Raw genomic sequence first — 21,327 nt, 5'->3', positions numbered from 1 at the left:
GTTCAGTTCTTCCCGTTCCGCCGTGCGCCGCCCAGCCCTGGCGTCGGTCGGAGCAGCAGCCGCCCTGGCCCTGACCCTGGCCGCCTGCGGTTCCTCCAGCGACTCCTCGATGCCCGGCATGGACCACGGCGCCAAACCGTCCGCCTCCTCCTCGGCGAGCGTGACGCCCTCGGTGAGCGGCATGCCCGGCATGGACCACATGGCAGGCGGCAGCGGCCTGGCCGACGCGAAGGACGGTTACCGCCTCACCTCGCGGGACACGACGCTCCCGGCGGGCAAGCAGGCCGGCTACCGGTTCGGCGTCACCGGCCCGGACGGCAAGCCAGTCACCGATTTCGAGGTCGACCAGACCAAGCGGATGCACTTCTACGCCATCCGCTCGGACCTGACAGGCTTCCAGCACATCCACCCGACCATGGCCGCCGACGGCGCCTGGACCGCCGACCTGGCCACACTCGCTCGCGGTTCCTGGCGCATGTTCGCCTCGTTCACCCCGAACTCCGGGACCGGTAAGGGCAAGGACTTCGTGCTCAGCCGCACCCTCACCGTCCCCGGCACGCAGACGAAGACCCCGTTGCCGGCGGCAGCCGGCGCCACCGAGGCCGACGGGTACACCGTCAACGTCAAGGCCGAGCTGATGGCCGGCATGGCGCACCCGCTCACGGTCACCATCACCAAGGGCGGCAAGCCCGTCACCGACCTGCAGCCCTACCTGGACACCTACGCCCACCTGACTGCCTTCCACGAGGGAGACACCGCGTTCGCGCACCTCCACCCCGAGACGAAGGTGAACGGCGCTCACGGCGGTCCAAAGCTGTCCTTCCACGCCGAACTGCCGACGTCCGGAAACTGGCGGCTGTTCCTGCAATTCCGGACCGGCGGCAAGCTGCACACCGCCGCGCTGACCCTGCGCGTCGGCTGACCGTCCCCGCGGGGCGCCGCCCACGCGGCGGCGCCCCGTAACCCCACCCCCGCGTGACACCTCGCAGATGCCCCGCGTCGGTGGGCCCGGGTACGCACTCCCGGAGGAATGCTTCAGGGATGATCCACGCCGTACTGCACGCACTGTCGATCGCCGGTTCCATGACCTGGGAGATCACCTGGGCGCTGATCCTGGGATTCGCCCTGTCCGCCGTGGTCCAGGCGGTCGTGCGCAAGTCCACCGTCGTCTCGCTGCTGGGCGACGACCGCCCTCGTACTCTGGCCATCGCCGCCGGTCTCGGCGCGGCCTCGTCCTCGTGCTCCTACGCCGCGGTGGCGCTGGCCCGCTCGCTGTTCCGTAAGGGCGCGAACTTCACCGCCGCGATGGCCTTCGAGATCGCGTCGACCAACCTGGTCGTCGAACTCGGCGTCATCCTCGCGCTGCTGATGGGCTGGCAGTTCACCGCGGCGGAGTTCGTCGGCGGCCCCATCATGATCATCGTGCTTGCGGTGCTCTTCCGGCTGTTCCTGCGCGACACACTCCTTCGCCAGGCCCGCGAGCAGGCCGAACGCGGGCTCGCCGGTTCGATGGAGGGCCATGCTGCGATGGACATGTCCGTGCAGCGCGAGGTCTCCTTCGCCCGGCGACTGCTGTCCGGCGAGGGCTTCACCTCGACCGCGCACGTGTTCGTCATGGAGTGGGCGGCGATCCTGCGTGACTTGGTGCTCGGCCTGCTCATCGCCGGCGCCATCGCCGCCTGGGTGCCGGACTCCTTCTGGAGCACGTTCTTCTTCGAAGGCCACCCGCTGGCAGCCAAGTTGTGGGGGCCGGTCATCGGCCCGCTGGTCGCCATCGCCTCGTTCGTCTGCTCGATCGGCAACGTGCCGCTCGCGGTCGTGCTGTGGAAGGGCGGCATCAGCTTCGGCGGCGTGGTCGCGTTCATCTTCGCCGACCTGCTGATCCTGCCGATCCTCAACATCTACCGGAAGTACTACGGCGCGAAGATGGCCCTCTTCCTGCTGGGCACCTTTTACGTCGCCACGGTCATCGCCGGCTACATCGTGGAGTTCACCTTCGGTGGCCTCGGCCTCATCCCCGACCAGGCCGACGCCAAGGTCCCCATGGAGGGCATCACATGGAACTACACCACGTGGCTCAACATCGCCTTCCTGCTCCTGGCGGCCGCCCTCCTGGTGCGGTTCTTCCGCACCGGCGGGATGGCGATGCTGCGCATGATGGGCGGCGCACCCGGCAACAGCCATGCCCCCGAAGGCAACGGCAAGAGCCACGAGAAGCATGACGGCCACCGCTGACCGGCGCGGCGGACGCGTTCGGTGGTGGTGACACATGAAGGAGCGGCCACGGCGAAGCGCCGTGGCCGCCCGGTTGTTCAGCTGCCCGGTGGCACCCGCGCAGGACGGCCGGACCCCCGGGTGAGGGAGTAGCCGGCGATACCCGCCAGGGCACCGAGCAGGCCGCCCGCCACGGTCCAGATCCAGCGGTCGGACCACCAGCCGGAGGCCCAGCCGCCGTCCGGCTCGGCGAAGGCCGCCGCCTGCTTCGGTGCGTTCTCGTCGTCCTTCGCCGACCGGGCCGTGGCGCCGGGTACCAGCGGAGTGGAGAGTGAGCCGTCACCCGCGTGCGCGCCGCCGGCGTCGGCCGACTGGGCCTCGACCTCGGCCCGTACCGGCTGGCCGAGGTCCTGCTCAGGAAGATCGACGACCGTCAGGCGTACGTAGTAGCTGCCCGGCAGCGGGTCGTTGGCCCACGGCTCCGCCCAGGAACGGACCGTACGCAGCGTGCAGGACAGCTCGACCGATGCGGCGTCCTTCGCCGCCGCCCGGGTCTGCATGCCGTACATACAGGCCTGGCGACGGTGCAGACCGTCGTACACGTCGAGCTGCCATGTCGAGGCTCCGTGCCGACCGGTGGACTCGGGCAGCGTGACCTTGGCCTTCACCGTGGCCCGCTCCCCCGCGTCCGCGGGAAACACCCAGTACAGGTAGTCGCCGGTGGACGCGCCGGCCGTGGCCCGCTGGCCCTGCTCGACCGCGGTCGCGGTACGGAAGGTGGTACCGGCCTCGGTCGGGCCGGCCGTGCTCTCGCTCGGACTCGCCGACGGATCGTCCGCGGCGGCCGCGCCCGCCGTGCCGAACAGTGCGGCAGCGGCCAGCAGAGCTGTCGTCAGTATGTGTGCGGTACGCATCAGTTGGTCCTCCAGACAGCGACGCGCCAGCGTGAGACCCAACCCCACAGCAGACCGGCCACCAGGCCGGTGAGCACCAGGACGGCGAGGAGCCACCAGCCCCGGCCGAGACCGAAGGAGGCCACGTCGGACGCGTCGTCGGGCGCGTCGACCACGTCGATGGTCAGCTCGACAGGGAGGCCCGGGGCGGTCTTGACCGACGGGGGCGCCGAGAAGGAGTTGCTGATCTGCAGGCAGACGGTCTCCGCTGCGGGTTTGACCTCGTCCGCGTCGGCCGGCGGAGCCTTCGGATAGCGCAGACCGGCCGAGATCATGTCGGTGCGTCCGTTGCCCGCCTCCGCGCCGCGGACGATTTCCCGGCCGTGTACGGTCACCGCCCGCAGCATGACGCCGTAGTCGTTGTTGACCGCCCGGTCGGCGGCGACGCTCACCGAGGCGCGCAGCTCCTGGCCGGGCAGGACATCCACCCGGTACCAGCGGTGCTCGCCGAACTTCTCACGGTCGGTGAAGAGGCCCGCCTTGAGCTGTGGTGCGTCCGTGCACTGCTGTCCGCCCTCGGTCGCCACCGGGGTGACGACCGGCGCTGCGGCACGGTCCACCAATTGGCTGACGCGGCCGGAGAGTTCATCGGTGTGCTGTACCGAGGTGTAGGTACCGCCGGTGGCCTCGGCGATGCACCTCAGCTGGTCACGGGTCTTGGCATCCGGGACCAGCCCCAGCGTGTCGACGACGAGGTGGATTCCCTTGGCGGCGATGTCACGCGCGACGACACACGGGTCGAGCGGAGCACAGGTGTCCTCGCCGTCGGTGATGAGCACGATCCGCCGGGTGGCGTCGCCGCCCTTGAGATCCTCGGCCGCGCCCAACAGAGCCGGCCCGATCGGCGTCCAGCCGGTGGGAGCGAGCGTCGCCACGGCGGTCTTCGCCTCGGTCCGGTCGAGCGGGCCTACCGGGTAGAGCGGCCGGGTGTCCTTGCAGCCGAGCTTCTTGTCGTCACCGGCGTAGTCGGCGCCGAGGGTGCGTATGCCGAGCTGCACCTCTTTCGGCACCGCGTCCAGTACCTCGTTGAACGCCTGCTTCGCCGCTGCCATCCGGGTCTGGCCGTCGATGTCGCGCGCCCGCATCGATCCGCTGACGTCGAGCACCAACTCGACCTTGGGGGAAGCCTTCGCCACCGGTTCATCGGCGGCGGCGCCCACCGGGAAGAGCGCGACAGCCAGGGCGGCGAGCAGGCCGCACGACGCGGCCGCCAGCCGTTTTCTTGTGATCATCGCCGGATCGTATTGAAGATCGCCCGCTGATCCAAAACCCGGCTGTTCTCCCCACCGGTAGGTGTGGGGAGAACAGCCCGGATTGTGGTTGAAGCTGCCGGCGATATGCGGAGGCGGTACGTGTGCGGGGCGCGGTACAGGTAATTGACCCGGGGCGGTCAGGCTCTCAGCCTTCGTCGAAGGAGGCGAGATAGCTGGCGGCCATGTCGCTCTCGCCCAGGCCCCGGTCCACCAGTCTTTCGAAGCGCGCCACTCCGGCCCGCGCCACATCCAGCCGTACGCCGGAGCGCTCGCCCGCGTCAACGATGAGCCTGGTGTCCTTGAGGGCGTTGTCGACCGAGAAGCTGGGCGTGTAGTCGTCGGTGAGGATCGCCTTGGCCTTGACCCGGAGGTACCCGTTGTCCAACGGCCCGCCGGAGACACTGTCGAGGAAGGACTGCGGATCGACACCGAGCCCCTGTGCCAGGGCGATCGCCTCGGCCGTGGCATGCGTCAGGGCGCCGACCCAGCTGTTCAGTACCAGTTTGAGTCTGCTGGCAGCCCCGGTGGAGCCGTCGTCGTCCAGCCAGGTGGTGTGCCGGCCCACGGCTTCGAAGACGGGCGTCAGAACGGCGCGGGCAATGTCCGGGCCCGCGGCCAGTACCAGCAACTCCCCGGCTTCGGCGGGCTGCCTCGTACCGAGAACCGGAGCGTCGACAAAGACGAGGCCCTGCTCCCGCGCGAAATCGGCCAGCTCCGCCGTGGCGGCGTCGCCGACGGTGGCCGTCTGGGCCCAGACCGTTCCGGGGGCGAGCCCGGGGCTTGCCTCACGCATCGCGGCGAGCACCCGTGCTCCGTCGTTGAGCATGGTCAGCACCACGTCCGCGCCGGTGACGGCGTCGACGGGCGACGCGGCACAGAGCGCTCCCTCAGCCACCAGCGCTTCGGCCTTCGCTCGCGTACGGTTCCACACCCGGACGGGCAGGCCCGCGCGGAGCAGGTTGCGCGCCATCGCGGCACCCATGAGGCCGGTACCGAGCACCGCCACCGTGGGACGGGCCGCGTCATCGTGCGTTGCCGGTGTTGCCACTCGGGTCACCTCTCGCCGTCGTCATGCGCCTGGCCCATAGGTACCCGACGCGACCGCCCGGGACGAGGCGGCCGCGCCGGGCTGGTCCGGTCAGCTCCGAGCCGACGCGGCCGTGCCGTAGCGGCGCTCGAAGCGCTCCACACGGCCGGCCGAATCCAGGACCCGGGATTTTCCGGTGTAGAACGGGTGGCTCGCCGAGGAGACCTCGACGTCGATCACCGGGTAGGTGTTGCCGTCCTGCCACTCCACACGCTGCGCGGAGTCGGCGGTCGAGCGGGTCAGGAAGGCGATGTCCGCGGCGCGGTCGCGGAAGACGACCGGGCGCGAAACGGGGTGGATACGAGGCTTCATACGTAATCCTTCCTCAGTACGGGCTCCTAGTGGGGGTGAATGTCACATTCACTTCGGCGCCTGGTCCTGTAACCCGGCGGGCCCCCGCGGCATTCCCGCCGGGCCGGTCCGCCCGACCGGCCCCGGGGGTGTGCCGCGCCGACCGGGCACATACAAGAGCTAATCGCTAGAATTCGGGCATGGGAGAGCGGCCTGTCGCGTCGACTGCGCCCGAGCTCGTCATCGAAACCGACGCGGGCTCCACGGTGATGAGTCCGAGCCGGGACTACCACGTCGGGCGCGACCCCAGGAGCGACATCGTCATCGACGATGCCCGGGTCTCCTGGCACCATGCGGTGCTCCGGCCCAAGGACGGCCACTGGACACTCGAGGACGAGCACAGCACGAACGGCACATACGCCGACGGCAAGCGCATCCACGAGTGGGGAGTCGGCCCCGGCAGCGTCATCCGGTTCGGCAACCCCGCCGACGGCCCGCGCGCCGTACTCGTCGGCCGTGCGCCCACCGCGCCGGCGGCGCAGCCGCCCCTCCGTCCGTCCGCCGTCTCCATGCCGGCCGCCACCAGCACCTTCCGGCAGCCGACCAGCGTACGGCCGCTGCCCGTCCGCACCGTACGCATCGGACGTGGCGCCGACAACGACCTGGTCATCGACGATCTCACCGTCTCACGCCTGCATGCCGAGCTGCGGGCGCAGTCGGGCGGCACATACGAGATCGTCGATCTCGGCAGTCACAACGGCACCTTCCTCAACGGCCAGCCGATTGAACGGGCCCAGGTCTCCCCCGGCGACATCGTCGGTATCGGGCACTCGGCGTTCTGCCTCGTCGGCGACCAGCTGCAGGAATTCGTCGACACCGGTGAGGTGTCGCTCGGCGTCCAGGACCTGACGGTCACGGTGGACCGGGGCCGCAAGACACTCCTCGACCATGTCTCCTTCCCGGTCGGCGAGAAGTGCCTGCTCGCCGTCATCGGGCCCAGCGGAGCGGGCAAGTCGACGCTCCTCAACGCCCTGACCGGGCTCCGTCCCGCCGATCAGGGCACCGTCCTCTACGACGGCCGCGACCTCTACCACGACTACGCGGAGCTGCGTCAGCGCATCGGTCTCGTACCGCAGGACGACATCCTGCACTCCCAGCTGACGGTCCAGCGGGCCCTCGGATACGCCGCCGAGCTGCGGTTTCCGCATGACGCCGCGAAGACCGAACGTCAGGCCAGGGTCACCGAGGTCATCGACGAGCTGGGGCTGGGGCAACGGGCCGGGCAGCCGATCCACAGTCTGTCGGGCGGTCAGCGCAAACGGGTGAGTGTGGCTCTGGAACTGCTGACCAAGCCGTCGCTGCTCTTCCTCGACGAGCCGACCTCCGGGCTCGACCCCGGCATGGACCGGTCGGTCATGCATATGCTCCGTGGCCTCGCCGACGACGGACGTACGGTCATCGTGGTCACCCACAGCGTGCTCAGTCTGGACGTGTGCGACCGGCTGCTGGTGCTCGCCCCGGGCGGGAAGATCGCCTATTACGGGCCGCCCGACGACGCGCTCGCCTTCTTCGGCTTCGAGCACTGGCCGGAGGCGTTCGAGGCCTTCGAGAACGATGATTCCCGCGAGTGGGCGGGAGAGTACCGCGAGTCCCCGTTCCACCAGCAGTACATCGCGAACTCGACCGCACAGCCACCCCTCCCGCACCCCGCAGGGAACGCAGCCGTCACGCCACCGCCGCGGACCCGGAGCTGGGGGGCGCAGCTGGGGACCCTGGTGCGGCGGTACGCCGCCGTACTGAGCGCCGACCGGACCTTCATGATCACCATGATTGCGCTGCCGTTCGTGATGGGCGCGATGACCCGCGCCCTGGCCGGGAGCCGGCTGACCGCCGAGACGGCGTTGAACGCCCTGTTCATCCTGTGCGTGGGCGGTGTGCTGATCGGGGCCGCCAATGCCGTACGGGAGCTGGTCAAGGAACGGGTCATCTATCAGCGGGAGCGGGCCGTCGGGCTGTCCAGATCCGCCTATCTGATGTCCAAGGTCGTGGTGCTGGGCACCGTCACGGTGCTGCAGGCCGTCGTACTGACCCTCGTCGGTCTGGCCGGCGTCGACCTCAACGCCCCGGGCGGCGAAGGAGTGCTGATGCCGCCTCTGCTGGAGATCACCCTGGCCGTGGCCCTGCTGTCCTTCACCGCGATGATGCTCGGCCTGTTCGTCTCCTCGCTGGTGCGCAAGGAGGAAGTCACCATGCCGCTGCTGGTGCTCCTCACCATTGTCCAGGTCATCTTCAGCGGCGCGCTGCTGGAACTCAACGGAGTTCCCGGGATTGAGCAGCTTGCGTGGCTGGTCCCCTCGAGATGGGCGCTGGGGGCGATGGCAGGGACCATCGAGCTCACCCGGATCGTCCCGGGCGATCTGACGGCGGATCCGCTGTTCCGGCACTCCCAGTCTGTGTGGCTGCTGAACATGGGGAAGCTTGCGGTGCTCTCGGTCGTCTTCGGATACGCAGTCGCGAGACTGCTGCGCCGACATGAACCCGCCATCATGCGGAAGTAGAGGCGGGATTCATGACGTTCGAGGACTTCAGCCCGACACATGTCGTCCCCCAGGGCGGGCTGCCCGCCTGGGAGGCCCCGGACGTGTCCCGGCCGACCGAACCGCTCGACCCGCTGCTCCCGGTACGGCTCGTCGACCGGCGTGGGGACTGGGGGCGGATCCTGTGCGCGAACGGCTGGTCGGCGTGGGTCGACGGCCGGCTGCTGGTCGCCGTACCGCATGAGCCGCCGGCGGCCGGTCAGCCGCTTGCCAGGACTGCGGACCCGCGACCGCTGCTGGCGCGGGTCGAGGAGTCCCTGAGCCAGTACCGGCGCGCGGCGGAGGAGCTGACGTCCGGCCAGACGGACGGAGAGACCTTCCGCCACCGTACGCAGGGGCTGCGGGTCGGGATGGTCGTCGACGGTGAGTCGGTGTGGCTGTACGAGGCGGAGCACGAGCGGTGGGTGTACTGCGACGGGACGCGGCTCAGCACATACGCGGCCTCGCCGGGCCCGGGCGGGACGACGACGGACTCCCGGGCGAAGGTTCCGGACCCGAAACGGCAGGCGGCGCCGGCGACAGAGGTCGTCAACCCCGCACGGGCGGGCGGCCCCGGACCCGGGCGACCCGTCGGATCGGACGACGACACCCACTCCCGCGACCCGCAGGGGCCCGCCCGGCCCGGTGACGCCTGATGACCCGCGCCCCGCACGACTCGAGCCTGCAGGTCGGACGGCCCTCCGACCTGCTCGGGAAGCAGATCGCCGGATACCTGGTCGAGAGCGAGATCGGCCGCGGCGGCATGGCCGTCGTCTACCGCGCCAAGGACCTACGGCTGGACCGCACCGTCGCGCTCAAACTGCTCGCTCCCGAACTCGCCCGCAACGACACCTTCCGGCAGCGTTTCACCCATGAGTCGAGGGTGGCTGCCGCGATCGACCACCCGCACATCGTGCCGGTCTTCGAGGCCGGCGAGACCGACGGCATCCTCTACATCGCCATGCGCTACGTCGCCGGACAGGATCTGCGCGCGCTGCTCGACGACAGGGGACCACTGTCGCTGGCGGACGCGGGACGGATCGCCGCTCAGGTGGCGTCCGCTCTCGACGCCGCCCACGACCACGACCTGGTGCACCGGGACGTCAAACCCGGCAACATCCTGGTCGCGGCGGGCACGGACAGCGACCATCCCGAGCACGTCTACCTCACGGACTTCGGCCTGACGAAGAAGTCGCTGTCGCTGACCGGGTTCACCACTGTGGGCCAGTTCGTCGGGACGCTCGACTATGTGGCGCCGGAGCAGATCTCGGGGCTCCCGGTGGACGGCAGGTGCGATGTCTACAGCCTCGCATGCGTCGTCCACGAGACACTGGCCGGAGCACCGCCCTTCCAACGCGACGACGATATGGCGCTGTTGTGGGCCCACCAGTACGATCCGCCGCCGCCCGTCACCGCGCAGCGTCACGAACTCCCCACCGCCGTCGACGGCGTACTGGCGAAGGCCCTCGCCAAGAGTCCCGACGACCGGTACGACTCGTGCCTGCAGTTCGTGACCGCGCTGCGCGCGGCAGCGGCGGGCGCCGCGGAAGGGGGCCATCCGCCGACAGAGGTGGACCTTCGTGCGCCGGCCGCCGATCCGGGGCCGCCGCCGCAGCCGCCCCGCTGGGCGCTGCCGGTGTTCCCCGGTTACCCCGGGTAGACGAGTCCGGACCTCAGTTCGCCGTCGGCTCCACTTCTCCGCGACGGTGCACCCGCGCGGCGAGCAGGCTCCCGACGAATCCGGCGGCCAGCCCCCAGACCACGGCCAGGCCGAGCGCCGTCCACAGGTTCGGACGCAGGAACACCTCTCCGTCGAGGCCGCCGCCGACGTCTCCGATGCCCAGCAGCGACAGGCCGTAGTGGGCCGAGAGCCGGGCGACGAGGCAGATGGTGAGGACCGTGAGGGCGAGCGCCACCGCCATGTGCACGGCGTGCTGCCAGGGCCGCATCCGGGCGGGTGAGCGGACCGCCATGAGGAACGCGGCGGCCGGCAGCAGGAGCGCGGCCACGACCAGCAGCCACCAGGCCCGTCCGTCGTGTTCGGAGAGCGAACTCAGGTTGAGGGTGGAGACGTCCGAAGTGCGCAGTACCGAGTCCAGTGCGTGCGGCACCGGCAGCCCGAAAGGGCCTTGCACCTTCCCCTCCCAGGAAACGCCGAGGCCGAGCGTGAGGGCGAGCCAGACGAGGTTCGGCAGTCCGAGGAGGAGCACGGCGAGCGTCTCGGCCGGGTGACCACGGGTGACCAGTACGACGAGTCCGGCGACCAGTCCCAGCACGACGTACGCCAGCAGCAGCGCCACCATGGCGAACGCTGCTGGGCGCACCGACTCCTGGAAGCGCACCAGGCGAGCGGGCAGCGGCGCCTTGCGCGAGACGAGAAGGGCCAGCACCAGGAGGCCCGCCAGCCACAGCAGGCCGAAAACCAGGGTGAGGGCGATGTCGGCCCGGAACCCGACCTCGGGCGATGCGTCCAGCACTTCGCCGATGTCCGCGATCGTCCGGTCCCCGAGCCGGATGGCGAAGCTGTGGCGGGCCAGGGCCGCGAGGGCGATGAGCGCGAGCACCCACACCGCCGCCATCCGGGCAGCCCAACCGGCCAGTTCGCGGGTACTGGCGACGGCTCGGTGCCGCAGCGGCCGGAGAAAGCCGGTGGCGATGACCAGGGCCCCGGCGAGGGTCACCGAGAGAGGCATCACCGTGAGGTCCGCCTTCGTCTCGGCGATCACCCCGGCGTCTCCCGAGAGGTCGACAGAGCCGCCGACGGCCATCACGACGACGGCCGCGACGACCCGCGGAAACGCGTTCCCGGGGAGGCCTGCCGCGCCCGCGGCCCAGAGGCCGAGAGCGGCCGTGACGATCATGACGGCCAGCCCGGCGAACACCGCTGCAAGGGCGTCACGCCAGTAGTGCGCGGCGCGTCTGGTATCCGCCCGTTCGCTGGATCGCTGCTGGCTCACGCTGCCACGCTAAGCAGGGGTCCGGCGCTCCGCCCCCTGGGAGGGCCGACCGCGTCAGCTTGCGAGCCGGACGGGTGCGGCGCACACAATGGTGATGGTCAAGGAAGAAAGTGAAAGTACTTCACTTTCTCCGACATTCACTGACATTCCTGTGCCGAGTTTCCTGCGCTGCACGATTCCTACGCTGGGAAGAAGAGCCCGTGAGTGCCCAACCACCACCCTCCGAACGCCCCACCGGACCTCCCTCCGGCCCACTCTCGGGCCCGTCACAGCCGGGTTCGACGCCGCCGCCCGGTCCGGTGCCGCCCGAGCCCCCACCGAGCGGCGGGGGCTTCGGCGGCACAGGCGGACCCGGAGGGGCGGGCGGACCCGGCGGCACAGGCGGGCCGGGCGGACCGGCGAAGGGCCCGGGCGAGGGCCCCGGCCACCCCTGGTGGCGGTCCGCGCCACGTATTGCGGCGGTCGCCGCCGCGCTCGTGGCCGCGGTGGTGCTGACCATCGTCTTCACCCGTCCCGAGTCGGCCAAGGCCGGCGAGGTGGTCCTCGAGCCCGCCGGCTCGACCGGGCCCGATCCGTACACCGAATCGACGGCGCGGGAGAGCTCCCCTCCACCGACGCTCCCCAGACTGCCGAGCAGCTCCGAGACCCCGGCCAACGCCACCCGCAGCGTGCGGGGATCGACCCCCGGCCTGTACACCGGGACCCGTAAGGTCGCCAGCTGCGACGTGGAGAAGCAGATCAGCTCTCTCACGGCCGATCCGGCCAAGAACAGGGCGTTCGCCTCGGTCCATGGCATCGCGCCCGCCGCCGTTCCCGGGTTTCTGCGGTCATTGACGCCCGTACAGCTGGGGATGGACACCCGGGTCACCAACCACGGCTACAAGAACGGCGCCTCCACCAGCTACCAGGCGGTGCTGCAGGCCGGTACGGCCGTGCTCGTCGACGCCCGCGGCGTGCCGCAGGTGCGCTGCGGCTGCGGCAATCCGCTGGGGCCTGTGGTCCCGACGAAGGGCACACCCCAACGGAAGGGTGACCCCTGGCCCGCGTACCGGCCCTCGAACGTCGTGGTCGTGGCGCCCTCCGTCACGGTGGTGAACGTGTTCATCGTGTTCGACCCGCACAAAAATGACTGGTTCGCCCGCGACAGGGGCGACACCGACGGCCGCTACGACAAGCGGACCCCACCGCCGGCGAGAATCGAGCTGCCACGCTTCCCGGACACGTCGTCACCGTCCCCGGGCAAGTCGTCGCCGTCCCCGGGCAAGTCATCGCCCTCTCCGGGCAGTTCGTCGCCGTCCCCGGGCAAGTCATCGCCCTCTCCCGGCAGTTCGTCGCCGTCCCCCGACAGGCAGAACCTGCAGCCGGAGTCCTCCGAGCCCCCAGCACCCTCGCCGCCGTCCCCGGGAGAGGAGAACCCGCAGCCGCAGTCCTCCGAGCCCCCGGCATACTCGCCGCCCGAGGAAGCCCCGCCGTCGGACGCCTCACTGCCTGCGCCACCGCCTCCCGCCGTCCCGGAACCTCCCCCCGAATCCGCAGCGGAGCCTCCCCTCCAACCGGACGCACCCGTGTCCTGAGGAACCGGACTCGACCTGGGACGGCTCAGGTGATGACGGCCGGAGACGTACCGGACTTCACGGTCAGCCGGGGTGCTCCGCCGCCGTCCGCCGGAATCGACCAGAGGTCGGCACCGAAGTCGCCGGGCAGTGCGTAGAGGAGCGTGTCGCCGGTCAGCCACAGGGGCTGGTCGTCGACGCTTCTCCGCTCGGCGAGCGCAGTCTCCCTGCCTGTGCGCAAGTCCAGCACATGCAGCCGCCAAGGGGCGGCTGCGGGGGCGCCGGGGACTCGCTTCTTGAAGGCGACGCGGGTGCCGTCCGGGGAGAGCGAGGGGCACTCGACGTTCTCGCGCACGGTGCGCAGAGTACGCAGAGCCAGGTCGCCCTCGACCAGATGGGTATGTCCGCCGGTGGCGAGGGTCGCATAGAAGCGGTTGTCGTCGGCGGCGAAGGTGACGCCCCAGAAGTTGTGGTCGGCGGCCCGGTCTCGATGCCCGTCCTTGATCACGGTGAACTTCTCGAGGTCGCCGTGGAGGGTGCCGGTACGGGCGTCGTAGATGGCGGTACGGGTGGAGAAGGCGCCGCCCGCGTAGGAATCGCCGCTGACGAAGACCGTCCACGCCGCCAGTCGTCCGCTCGGCGACACCCGGGCGCGGGTGGGCATGCCGGGCGCCGGAAACGTACGGATGGGCCGCAACCGCTCGTCGAGGAGCACGGCTTCGTGGCCCGGGATGACTCCGCCGGTGGCTCGGAGACAGATGCCTGTGCCGGCGGCCGCGTGGAAGCGCAGGCAGTTGCCGGGCGCGGCGGTGCGCGGGGCGGCCGGTGTGGTCAGCGGGACGGAGGAGATGTGGTCGCGCTGCGGGCCCCAGGCAAGGTTGCGGAAGAGGAGCCGACCGGGCTGACGCAAGGTCACCGAACCGGTCAGGGCGACCGGTTCGCCGGGCCTGGCCCGCTCGCGCTCGGCCGCGCGGTCGGCGGCCCGCAGCGTGGCGACGGCGGCGACCGAGGCCAGGACCGCGGTGGCGAGGGCAAGGATGAGCAGTCTGGCCCGCATGCTCATGGGTGACTCCCTCGGTGGAGGACGACGGCCACAGCCATGGCGACGGCCAGACCGGTGGCAGCCACGGTCAGGGCGCCTTCAGGACCGAGGTACATCCAGGCCGCGCCGAAGAGCAGTGAGCCCACGAAGCGGGCCAGGGCCCCGGCCGTCTGGACGAGGCCGAGGCCGCTCGCCTTCAGGTGCGGCGGCAGCAGCGGGCCCGCGGCGGCCATCAGCACACCGTCGGTTGCCGCGTAGAAGACACCGAGCAGCACCAGTACGCACCCGGCCGTGGCCGGTCCGCCCGCCCAGGATGCGAGGAGCAGCCCGTACGCGATGAGCAGCGCCCCATGGCCCGCGAGGAAGACCGCGCGGCGGCCGATCCGGTCGGCCAGCCGGCCGAGCGGCACTGCCAGCAGCAGAAATCCCGCGGCGGCGCCGACGGGCAGCAGCGGGAAGTACGGAGTGGGCAGGTCGAGGCGGCGCTGGAGCAGCAGATAGAGGAACGAGTCGCTCACCGTGACCACGCCGAGCAGCGCGGCGATCAGACACAGCCGCGGCAGGCCGGGGGTGCGGGCGAGGGTGCGCAGCGACCTCGGGCCGCGTCGCTTTCGGTTCACCGCGGCGGGACTTCGCGTCGAGGCGTCCCGCACGAAGAGCACAAGGAGCAGCACACCGAACGCGGCGGCGCAGAAGCTGACCACGAACACCGCGTCGTAGCCGTCGCGCGCGGCCCACAGCACGGCGAATGCGGCGAGCGGCCCGAGCAGCGCGCCCGCGGTGTCCATCGCCCTGTGCACTCCGAAGGCTCTGCCCTGCTCCTCGGGCGGGCAGGACAGAGAGATCAGCGCGTCGCGTGGGGCGGTGCGAAGCCCCTTGCCCGTGCGGTCGGCGGCGAGGACGGCGCCGACCGCCCAGGGTGTCGTGGCGGCGAGCAGGGCGAGCTTGCAGCAGGCGGACAGGGCATAGCCGGTGCCGGCGACGAGTTTGCGGCGCTGGGCGCGGTCGGCGAGGTGACCGCCGACCAGCCGGGACAGCACGGTCGCACCCTGGTAGAGGCCGTCGAGGGCGCCGAAGGCGAGCGGGGACATACCGAGGCCGACGACGAGATAGAGCGGCAGTACGGCGGTGACCATCTCGGCCGAGACATCCGTCACCAGGCTGACCGCGCCGAGTGCGATGACGTTGCCGGCGACCGCGCGGCGGGCTCCGGTACCGCGCGCCGGGCTCGGCCGGGTGCGGCGTACGCCCGCCGTGGTGTCGGCGGCCCGACCGGCCGACAGGTACACGGGTGTCTCCCTTCCAGTCGCTGATGGTTCGCCAGAAGACCGGTGCTCAGAACCAGTTGACGGTCAGGGGGAAGGTGGCGCCGGCAGAGGCCGCGGTGGAGTCGGTGGCGGTGGCGGTGATCCGGACGGTGCCGGTCTGCCAGGGTTTTCCGGTGATACGGCCGGTCGAGGTGTCGATGGACAGGCCGAACGGAAGTCCGGCGGCGCTGTACTTGAGCGGCGTCCTGCCGCCGGTCGCGGTGATCTGGATGGTGCAGCTCTGGTTGAACTTGCACGTCTGCGCACCGGGGTTGGCCACGCTCAGATCCCCTCCTGGCGGCGGAGTGCCGTCGCCGAAGACCTCGGTGACGGGGGTCGCGCTCGCCGCGTTGCCGGCGTGGGTGGTGCCGAACAGGTCCTCGAAGGTGCGCAGCAGGTTGTAGTGGTTGTACGCGCCGCTGAACGTGCCCTGCTTGACCTTGGCCCCGGAGAAGACTGTGGCGATCCGGTTGGAGCCGAGGTAGTTGTCCTCGTCCCAAGTGAGCACCAGCAGACTGTTGTTGGCCTTGGCCCACTGGGCGTAGGCGTCGAGGTTGTTCTTCACCCATGTGTCTCCGGTGCCGACCGAGCAGGAGTGCATGTCACTGCACTGGTTCGGGACGACGAACGACAGGTGCGGCAGCTGGGTGAAGTCGCTCTTCGGGAACTGCGCCCAGGTCTTGCCGGTGTTGAGAGGCACGTTCTTGAAGGCGAACCAGGGGTTGTGCTTCTGCGCGTACTGACCGTTCGTGCAGGCGGTGGAGCCCTCGCTCGGCAGGTCCTCGTTGTAGGTGGCGAAGGTCTTGCCGGCGGCGATCAGTTCCTGTCCGAGGTTGGCGGCGCTCATGGACTGCGGTGTGTAGCAGCCGTCGCCCGTGATGCCCTGGGTGCTGCCGGAGAAGAGGTTGAAGTAGTTCGGCTGGCTGGGGTGGGTCAGCGCCTTCATGCCGGTCAGACTGGCGCCGGCGTTCGCGAGCAGGTTGATGTAGGGCGCGTTGGAGCTGCCGATGATCTCGCCGTACTGCTTGTTCTCGAAGACGACGACGATGACGTGGTCGTAACCGGGCAGCGCGGCGGCCGCCTTCGGCGCTGCGGCATGCGAGTCGGCCGCGCCGAGGGTGGCGACCAGACAGAGCGTGCTGAAGATGCCGGCGGCAGCAGTGCGCCGCCTGCTGGTGCTGCTGCCGTGCGATGACCGTTCCGGTAGGGCTCTTGGCTCCATGAGGGTGTTCCTCCTTGTTCCTCTCACTCCTCGCGGCGGGCCGCGCCCGCCACGGCGATGTTCAGGAAGCGGGGTACGGGCCGTCCGCGGCTGCGGAACTCCTCGGCCACGGTGGTACGGAGGGTCGTCAGCCGGTCCTGCGGCAACAGCACCAGGGCACTGCGCCCCGGCTCTCGTCCGGGCCGCCAGGCGGCGAGTGCACCTGCGCGCCGAGCGGTGTCCAGCGCGCGCCGGATGTCAGCGGCGCCGGGTCCCTCGCCGCGTGTCACCAGGAGCATCAGCTTCGCCCCGTGTTCGGGCGGGTCGAAGGGGATACGCCGTCGGCGCCCGTTGTCGAGCAGCAGAGCCCTGCCGGGGCGTGCGAAGAGCACGGCCTGCCTCAGGGCTTCGTCACCGGCGGGCGCCGCTGCCCGGGCGAGGGCGGCGAGTCGGCCGCGCGGCGGTCGCGGTCCGGTGCCGCCGGCGTGCAGATCGGCGACCGCGAGCGCCACGGCGCACTCCAGCGGCTCCGTGCTCGAGAGTCCGGCCGCCGCGGTCAGCGTGGAGTGGATGTGCAGGTCGATGCCGCCACGGCCGTATCCGGCGCGGGCCATGGCGCGCAGCAGGGCGTAGCTGCGGGCGGCCCAGTCGGGGTGGGACAATGGCGGTCCGGTGAGCGGGAGTTCGCAGCTCTGCGCGGGGTGGGCGAGGGAGCTCAGCCGTACCAGGCCGTCCTCGCGCGGGGCCGCGGCCGCTGCCACGGGCCAGCCGGCCGCGGCGACGACGCGGGGCGAGCCCAGATGGAAGGCGTGCGGGGCGCTCCACACCGTGGCCGGGGGGCGTTCGTGCGCCGATTCGAGGGCATAGGCAACCAGCCGGAAGAGCGGGTCGGCGGTGTGGCGGCGGGCGATGTCCAGCGTGCTCGTGGCCGTGCTCATGTCCGTGCTCGTGGCCGCGCTCGTGTCCGTGCTCATGGTCGTACTCATCTCCGTCCGTCACCCCGTCTCGTGAGCCGCCGGCGTCCTGCGGGCCAGCAGGCGGTAGGCATTGCCCCCTTCGGTGGCGCGGGCCACTGCCGCACGCACTCCGTCGAGGGCTGCCGCGACGGCGAAGCACGGCAGCGCCGCGGTGTGCACGACGGTGCGGACCACCCGCCGGGTGCGGGTCGCGGTGCCCGGTCCCCAGGGGGCGTACGGGTGAGGGGCGAGCCGGTTCGCGGTGAGGAGGACGGCACCGACGAAATCGCAGGACTGGTGGGCCGCGCCGTGCTCCTCCGCCAGGACGGTGAATCCGCGGTCGGCCAGTGCCTGCCGGAGATTGGCGATCGGGATGAGGTGCTGGTGCTGGGGCTGGAACCAGGGCAGCCAGTGCGGGCCGAGGAGGCGGGCGAGCCGTGATTCGGGGTCCGGCAGCTCGATGAGCAGGTGCCCGCCGGGAGCCAGCACGGCGGCGGCCGCGTCGAGTTCGGCGAGCGGCTCGCGGGTGTGCTCCAGATAGTGGTACATGCTGACGGTGTCGTAGCGGTGGACGAGCCCGGCGGCGAGATCGGGGAACTGGCCCTGGTGGGCGGTGCCGACCCAGCCGCGTGCCTCCGCCTCACGTACGGCGGCGCTCATGTCCAGACCGTCGAAGCGGGTGCCTGGCCAGATGTCGCGCGCGCTGTCGCAGAAGTGACCGTGCCCGGTGCCCACGTCGAGCCAGGCGGTGGGCGTCCCGAACGGCTTCAGCATGGCGGCGCGGGCGCGGTACGAGCGGCCCATCGTGCCGAACACCTGGGCCGCGCCTCCGACGCCCAGGCCCTCGTAGAAGTCGCGGTAGTAGAAGTCGAGGCCGTCCAGGGAGAGGCGGGGGTTCTGGAAGACGTGTCCGCACTCGCCGCACTGTTCGAGGGTGAAACGGCCCGGCTTGCCCTGGAGCAGATCGGGTACGCGGATACGCACCGAGAGCCGGGTGGAGCCGCACCAGGGGCAGTCGTCGCGACGGGGCTCGAAGAACCGGTCGGTTCCGGCCTTGAGTTCGGCGGCATAGGCGGGGCGCAGCGCCTCCAGCTCGGGAGACGTTCCGGCCGGTCCGGAGCGGTCGCTCGAGGCCGTACGCAGAGCGGCGCCGAGCGAGTACAGGGGCCGCGCCGCGGTGGCGCGGATCAGGTCGGCCGGGCGCAGCGGGGTGCGCGGGCCGCCGAGGATCAGGGCGGGCTGCAGCCAGTACAGCGCGGCGGCCGCGGCCCCCCAGCCGCCGTCCGCGACGGCCGCCCGGACGAGCAGGGCGAGACCGGCCAGTTGAGCAACGGTCAGCAGGCCCGGGGGCAGCCCTTGGGCGCGCAGTTCCGCGGCACGGCGGGCGGGGTCGGGAGCCGGCGCGGCCAGGCCGGGGGCGATGGCGACGCCGGTGGCGGCGGGGGCGTACGGCTTCAACCGCCGTAGGAGGGTGTGCAGTTCGGCGGGGCCGGGACACGAGTCGGGGCCGGTGTCGCACTCCACGCCGGCCCGGCGCCGGACGTCCTCGGCGATCAGCAGGGCGTGTCCCGCGCCGCGGCCGTCGGCCGTGCGGTTGTAGCGGGCGGCGCTGAGGTCGAGGATCCGGAGCAGGCTCAGAGCGCGTTCCGTGTCGAGGCGGGCGGGAACCAGGTCGAGTACCTGCAGGCCGGTCCGTTCGGCGTGGGCGACGGCGGCGCGCACCGTGGCGTCGTCGACCTCGACTCCGCGGGCGCTGATCAGGTGCCAGCGGCCCATAGTCGGTGCGGTGTGGGTGGGGGAGGCCGGTTCCAGGACGGGTACGGCGCGCAGCCTGCGGCGAGCGCGCACGGTGCCCGCGGTGAGCCCGGCCAGTGCGACGATAGCGGCCCATGGGAGGTCAGTCGGGAACGGCGTCATATCAGTTTCTCCAACTGGTCGGCCGAGGCCGAGGCACCGCCGGCCGCGGCGAACGAGGCCTGGATGCGGCGGGCAGCCCGGCGGTGGGCGGGGTCGTCGAGTGCGGCGTCGAGTGCGGCATGGAGTTCGTCCGCGCGGGCCCGGCCGAAGCGGACCCGGATCCCGGCCCCTGCCGCAGCGACCTGCTGAGCGACGATCGGCTGGTCGTCGCGGATCGGGGCGACGACCAGGGGCAGGCCGTGCGCGAGTGCCTCGCAGACCGTGTTGTGGCCGCCGTGGCAGACGACGGCGTCGAGGTGGGGCAACAGCTGGAGCTGGGGAACGTGTTCCAGGAGCAGGACATGATCCGGTACTTCGCCGACCACGTCCCTGGGCGCGGCCAGGATCAGCTGCACACGGTCGGCGAGCCGTTCGGCGGCCTGCAGCACCGCGGCGTAGAAGCGGCCGCCGGCCTCGCGGTTGAGCGTGCCGAGCGATACCAGGACCCGCCGTCGTACGGGATCGAGCCGCCGCCACGGAAAGGCCGAGCCGTCCGAGGGGCGGGGGCTCATTGCGGGGCCGACGAAGGCGTAGTGCCCGGGGTACGGCTCGTCCGCGCCGACCAGTTCGAGCGTGGAGAAGACCAGGACCAGGCGGTCCGAGTAACGCGGGTCCCAGCCGCCCGGTGTGCCGGAGTCGGCGAGCAGACCGGCGATCCGCTCCGCCACCCACTCCCCCACTCTGGGGAAGCCGGCGAAGGGCCGGGTGAATTCGGCCGACGTCGTCGCCGACGTCACCCACGGCAGCCCGCGCCGCTGCGCGATCACCGCGCCTGCGAAGGCCTGCTGGTCGACGACGAGCAGATCGGGGGCGTACGCGTCGACCGCCGCATCGACACCCGGCAGCATCGCGTGGGCGAGCGGGATGAGCGCCTCCTCCCAGAGGAAGCGCAGGGCGGCGACGCCGCGCAGATCGCGCCAGTGCGCGTGCAGCGAACCGTAGGCCGCGGGCCCGGCGCGGTCGCCGGAGGGAAACAGCGCGGCGCCCGTCGGCAGGAGTCGGGGCAGCACTTCGGCGGGGCCCGTCCAGGCCACCCGGTGACCGCGCGCTGACAGCTCGGCGGCGACGGCGACGGTGGGGTTGATGTGCCCGGCGAGCGGCGGGACGACGAACAGGGCCTTCATACGACCACCGCCTGGGCGCGCTCGGAGCACCCGGAGCGCCGGTCGCGCTCGGCGCCTTCAGAGCGCGGCCTTGCGGCTTCGGCCAGTCGGTCGAGCACCGCACGCCGGAGCTCGTCGGTGCCGCCCTGGAGCACGTCGTGGCCCAGGCCCGGGATGATACGGACGGTGCAGTTGGGCGCGTGGTGGGACAGTTCGCGGGCACCCGGGACGAGTTCGGAGTGCTCGCCGCAGACGGCCAGCACCGGGCAGCGCACCCGGGCGAAGTCAGCCGGCGTGAACGGCCGGCTCGCCGCGATGTCGTCGATCAAGGTGGTGCGGTTGAGGAGTTCGTCGGCCGTGGCGGTGAGCCGGGCGGCCTTGCGCGCACCGAGTGAGGAGAGTTCCTGCGGCACCTGGCTGCCTTCGAGGGCGAGGGCTGCGACGGACAGTGTGTCGAGCATGTTCTCGATCCAGGGACCGTTCAGCGGGGCCTCGACCAGGATGAGCCCGGCGACGAGGTCGGGGCGCGCGAGTGCGGTGTGCAGCGCGATCGTGCCGCCGTAGCTGTTGCCTACGAGGTGTACGGGGCGTTCGTCGAGGCCCAGGGCGGTGAGCAGGGCGGTCAGGTCCCGTACGGCGGTGCCGATGTCGTAACCGGTGGGGGGTCGATCGGTGCGGCCGTGGCCGCGCAGGTCGTAGAGGACGACGTCGTGGCCGGCTCGCGCGGCGGGGACGGCGAGGGTGGCGTAGAAGCTGGAGAGGTTGTCGACGACCAGACCGTGGAGGAAGACGACGGTCGTGCCCGTTGTACGGCTCACGTCACCGCCGGGCAGCCGGTGGACGTGGAAGCGGAGGGAGTTGGCGAGGACTTCGGCCAT

18 protein-coding genes are annotated in these 21,327 nt (G+C 71.4%); 6 read left to right on the top strand and 12 right to left on the bottom strand.

What is annotated here, in order from left to right:
- Window positions 1-22: 22 nt before the first annotated feature.
- Window positions 23-922: a hypothetical protein gene (locus ACFWDI_RS02805; RefSeq protein WP_385300925.1), complete on the top strand. Its 900-nt coding sequence runs from the start codon at window positions 23-25 to the stop codon at window positions 920-922.
- A gap of 122 nt (window positions 923-1,044) precedes the next feature.
- Window positions 1,045-2,235, top strand: coding sequence for a permease (locus ACFWDI_RS02800; protein ID WP_385301223.1), 1,191 nt, complete (start codon window positions 1,045-1,047; stop codon window positions 2,233-2,235).
- Window positions 2,236-2,312: 77 nt separating this feature from the next.
- Here the strand turns inward: ACFWDI_RS02800 and ACFWDI_RS02795 are convergent, their stop codons facing one another.
- The 4 genes from ACFWDI_RS02795 to ACFWDI_RS02780 form a co-directional block, all read right to left on the bottom strand.
- Window positions 2,313-3,128, bottom strand: a complete 816-nt coding sequence (locus ACFWDI_RS02795; RefSeq protein ID WP_385300924.1) for a hypothetical protein — start codon at window positions 3,126-3,128, stop codon at window positions 2,313-2,315.
- Window positions 3,128-4,399 carry a VWA domain-containing protein gene (locus ACFWDI_RS02790; protein ID WP_385300923.1) on the bottom strand — a complete coding sequence of 424 codons (1,272 nt, stop codon included), beginning with the start codon at window positions 4,397-4,399 and terminating at the stop codon, window positions 3,128-3,130. Before ACFWDI_RS02790 ends, ACFWDI_RS02795 begins: the two co-directional genes overlap by 1 nt.
- Window positions 4,400-4,565: 166 nt before the next feature.
- Entirely contained in the window at window positions 4,566-5,468 is a 903-nt protein-coding gene (locus tag ACFWDI_RS02785) for an NAD(P)-dependent oxidoreductase (protein WP_385300922.1), read from the bottom strand.
- A gap of 90 nt (window positions 5,469-5,558) precedes the next feature.
- On the bottom strand, window positions 5,559-5,819 hold the full coding sequence (locus tag ACFWDI_RS02780; RefSeq protein WP_327321721.1) for a type B 50S ribosomal protein L31: 261 nt from the start codon (window positions 5,817-5,819) through the stop codon (window positions 5,559-5,561).
- Window positions 5,820-5,998: 179 nt separating this feature from the next.
- Here ACFWDI_RS02780 and ACFWDI_RS02775 point away from each other — a divergent pair, with 179 nt between their 5' ends.
- From ACFWDI_RS02775 to ACFWDI_RS02765, 3 genes are read left to right on the top strand one after another with little or no spacing between them, the layout of a single operon-like run.
- Window positions 5,999-8,356 (top strand): FHA domain-containing protein, encoded by a 2,358-nt coding sequence (locus ACFWDI_RS02775; RefSeq protein WP_385300921.1) that lies wholly within the window; start codon window positions 5,999-6,001, stop codon window positions 8,354-8,356.
- 11 nt (window positions 8,357-8,367) lie between these two features.
- Window positions 8,368-9,030, top strand: a complete 663-nt coding sequence (locus ACFWDI_RS02770) for a hypothetical protein (RefSeq protein WP_385300920.1) — start codon at window positions 8,368-8,370, stop codon at window positions 9,028-9,030.
- Complete coding sequence (locus tag ACFWDI_RS02765) at window positions 9,030-10,034, top strand: serine/threonine-protein kinase (RefSeq protein WP_385300919.1); 1,005 nt, start codon at window positions 9,030-9,032, stop codon at window positions 10,032-10,034. Before ACFWDI_RS02770 ends, ACFWDI_RS02765 begins: the two co-directional genes overlap by 1 nt.
- A 13-nt stretch (window positions 10,035-10,047) precedes the next feature.
- On the opposite strand, the gene ACFWDI_RS02760 is transcribed toward ACFWDI_RS02765, so the two are convergent.
- Complete coding sequence (locus tag ACFWDI_RS02760; protein WP_385300918.1) at window positions 10,048-11,331, bottom strand: streptophobe family protein; 1,284 nt, start codon at window positions 11,329-11,331, stop codon at window positions 10,048-10,050.
- 200 nt (window positions 11,332-11,531) lie between these two features.
- On the opposite strand from ACFWDI_RS02760, the gene ACFWDI_RS02755 reads away from it, so the two are divergent.
- Window positions 11,532-12,905 (top strand): DUF6777 domain-containing protein, encoded by a 1,374-nt coding sequence (locus tag ACFWDI_RS02755; RefSeq protein WP_385300917.1) that lies wholly within the window; start codon window positions 11,532-11,534, stop codon window positions 12,903-12,905.
- A 25-nt stretch (window positions 12,906-12,930) separates the two neighbouring features.
- Here the strand turns inward: ACFWDI_RS02755 and ACFWDI_RS02750 are convergent, their stop codons facing one another.
- Genes ACFWDI_RS02750 through ACFWDI_RS02720 form a run of 7 tightly spaced genes read right to left on the bottom strand, consistent with a single transcriptional unit; the run spans window position 12,931 to window position 21,327 of the window.
- Window positions 12,931-13,947 (bottom strand): TolB family protein, encoded by a 1,017-nt coding sequence (locus ACFWDI_RS02750; protein ID WP_385300916.1) that lies wholly within the window; start codon window positions 13,945-13,947, stop codon window positions 12,931-12,933.
- Entirely contained in the window at window positions 13,944-15,215 is a 1,272-nt protein-coding gene (locus tag ACFWDI_RS02745) for an MFS transporter (protein WP_385300915.1), read from the bottom strand. Before ACFWDI_RS02745 ends, ACFWDI_RS02750 begins: the two co-directional genes overlap by 4 nt.
- 46 nt (window positions 15,216-15,261) lie before the next feature.
- Complete coding sequence (locus ACFWDI_RS02740) at window positions 15,262-16,455, bottom strand: alkaline phosphatase family protein (RefSeq protein ID WP_385300914.1); 1,194 nt, start codon at window positions 16,453-16,455, stop codon at window positions 15,262-15,264.
- Window positions 16,456-16,478: 23 nt separating this feature from the next.
- The gene (locus ACFWDI_RS02735) at window positions 16,479-17,408 is read right to left on the bottom strand and encodes a galactokinase (RefSeq protein WP_385300913.1); all 930 of its coding nucleotides are present in this window, start codon (window positions 17,406-17,408) and stop codon (window positions 16,479-16,481) included.
- A gap of 21 nt (window positions 17,409-17,429) precedes the next feature.
- The gene (locus ACFWDI_RS02730) at window positions 17,430-19,307 is read right to left on the bottom strand and encodes a class I SAM-dependent methyltransferase (protein WP_385300912.1); all 1,878 of its coding nucleotides are present in this window, start codon (window positions 19,305-19,307) and stop codon (window positions 17,430-17,432) included.
- The gene (locus ACFWDI_RS02725; protein ID WP_385300911.1) at window positions 19,304-20,470 is read right to left on the bottom strand and encodes a glycosyltransferase; all 1,167 of its coding nucleotides are present in this window, start codon (window positions 20,468-20,470) and stop codon (window positions 19,304-19,306) included. Before ACFWDI_RS02725 ends, ACFWDI_RS02730 begins: the two co-directional genes overlap by 4 nt.
- Window positions 20,467-21,327: an alpha/beta fold hydrolase gene (locus ACFWDI_RS02720; RefSeq protein WP_385300909.1), complete on the bottom strand. Its 861-nt coding sequence runs from the start codon at window positions 21,325-21,327 to the stop codon at window positions 20,467-20,469. Before ACFWDI_RS02720 ends, ACFWDI_RS02725 begins: the two co-directional genes overlap by 4 nt.

The sequence above is a fragment of the Streptomyces sp. NPDC060064 genome, assembly GCF_042736455.1.
GTDB lineage: Bacteria > Actinomycetota > Actinomycetes > Streptomycetales > Streptomycetaceae > Streptomyces.
This window is presented reverse-complemented; position numbering and strand designations above follow the sequence as displayed.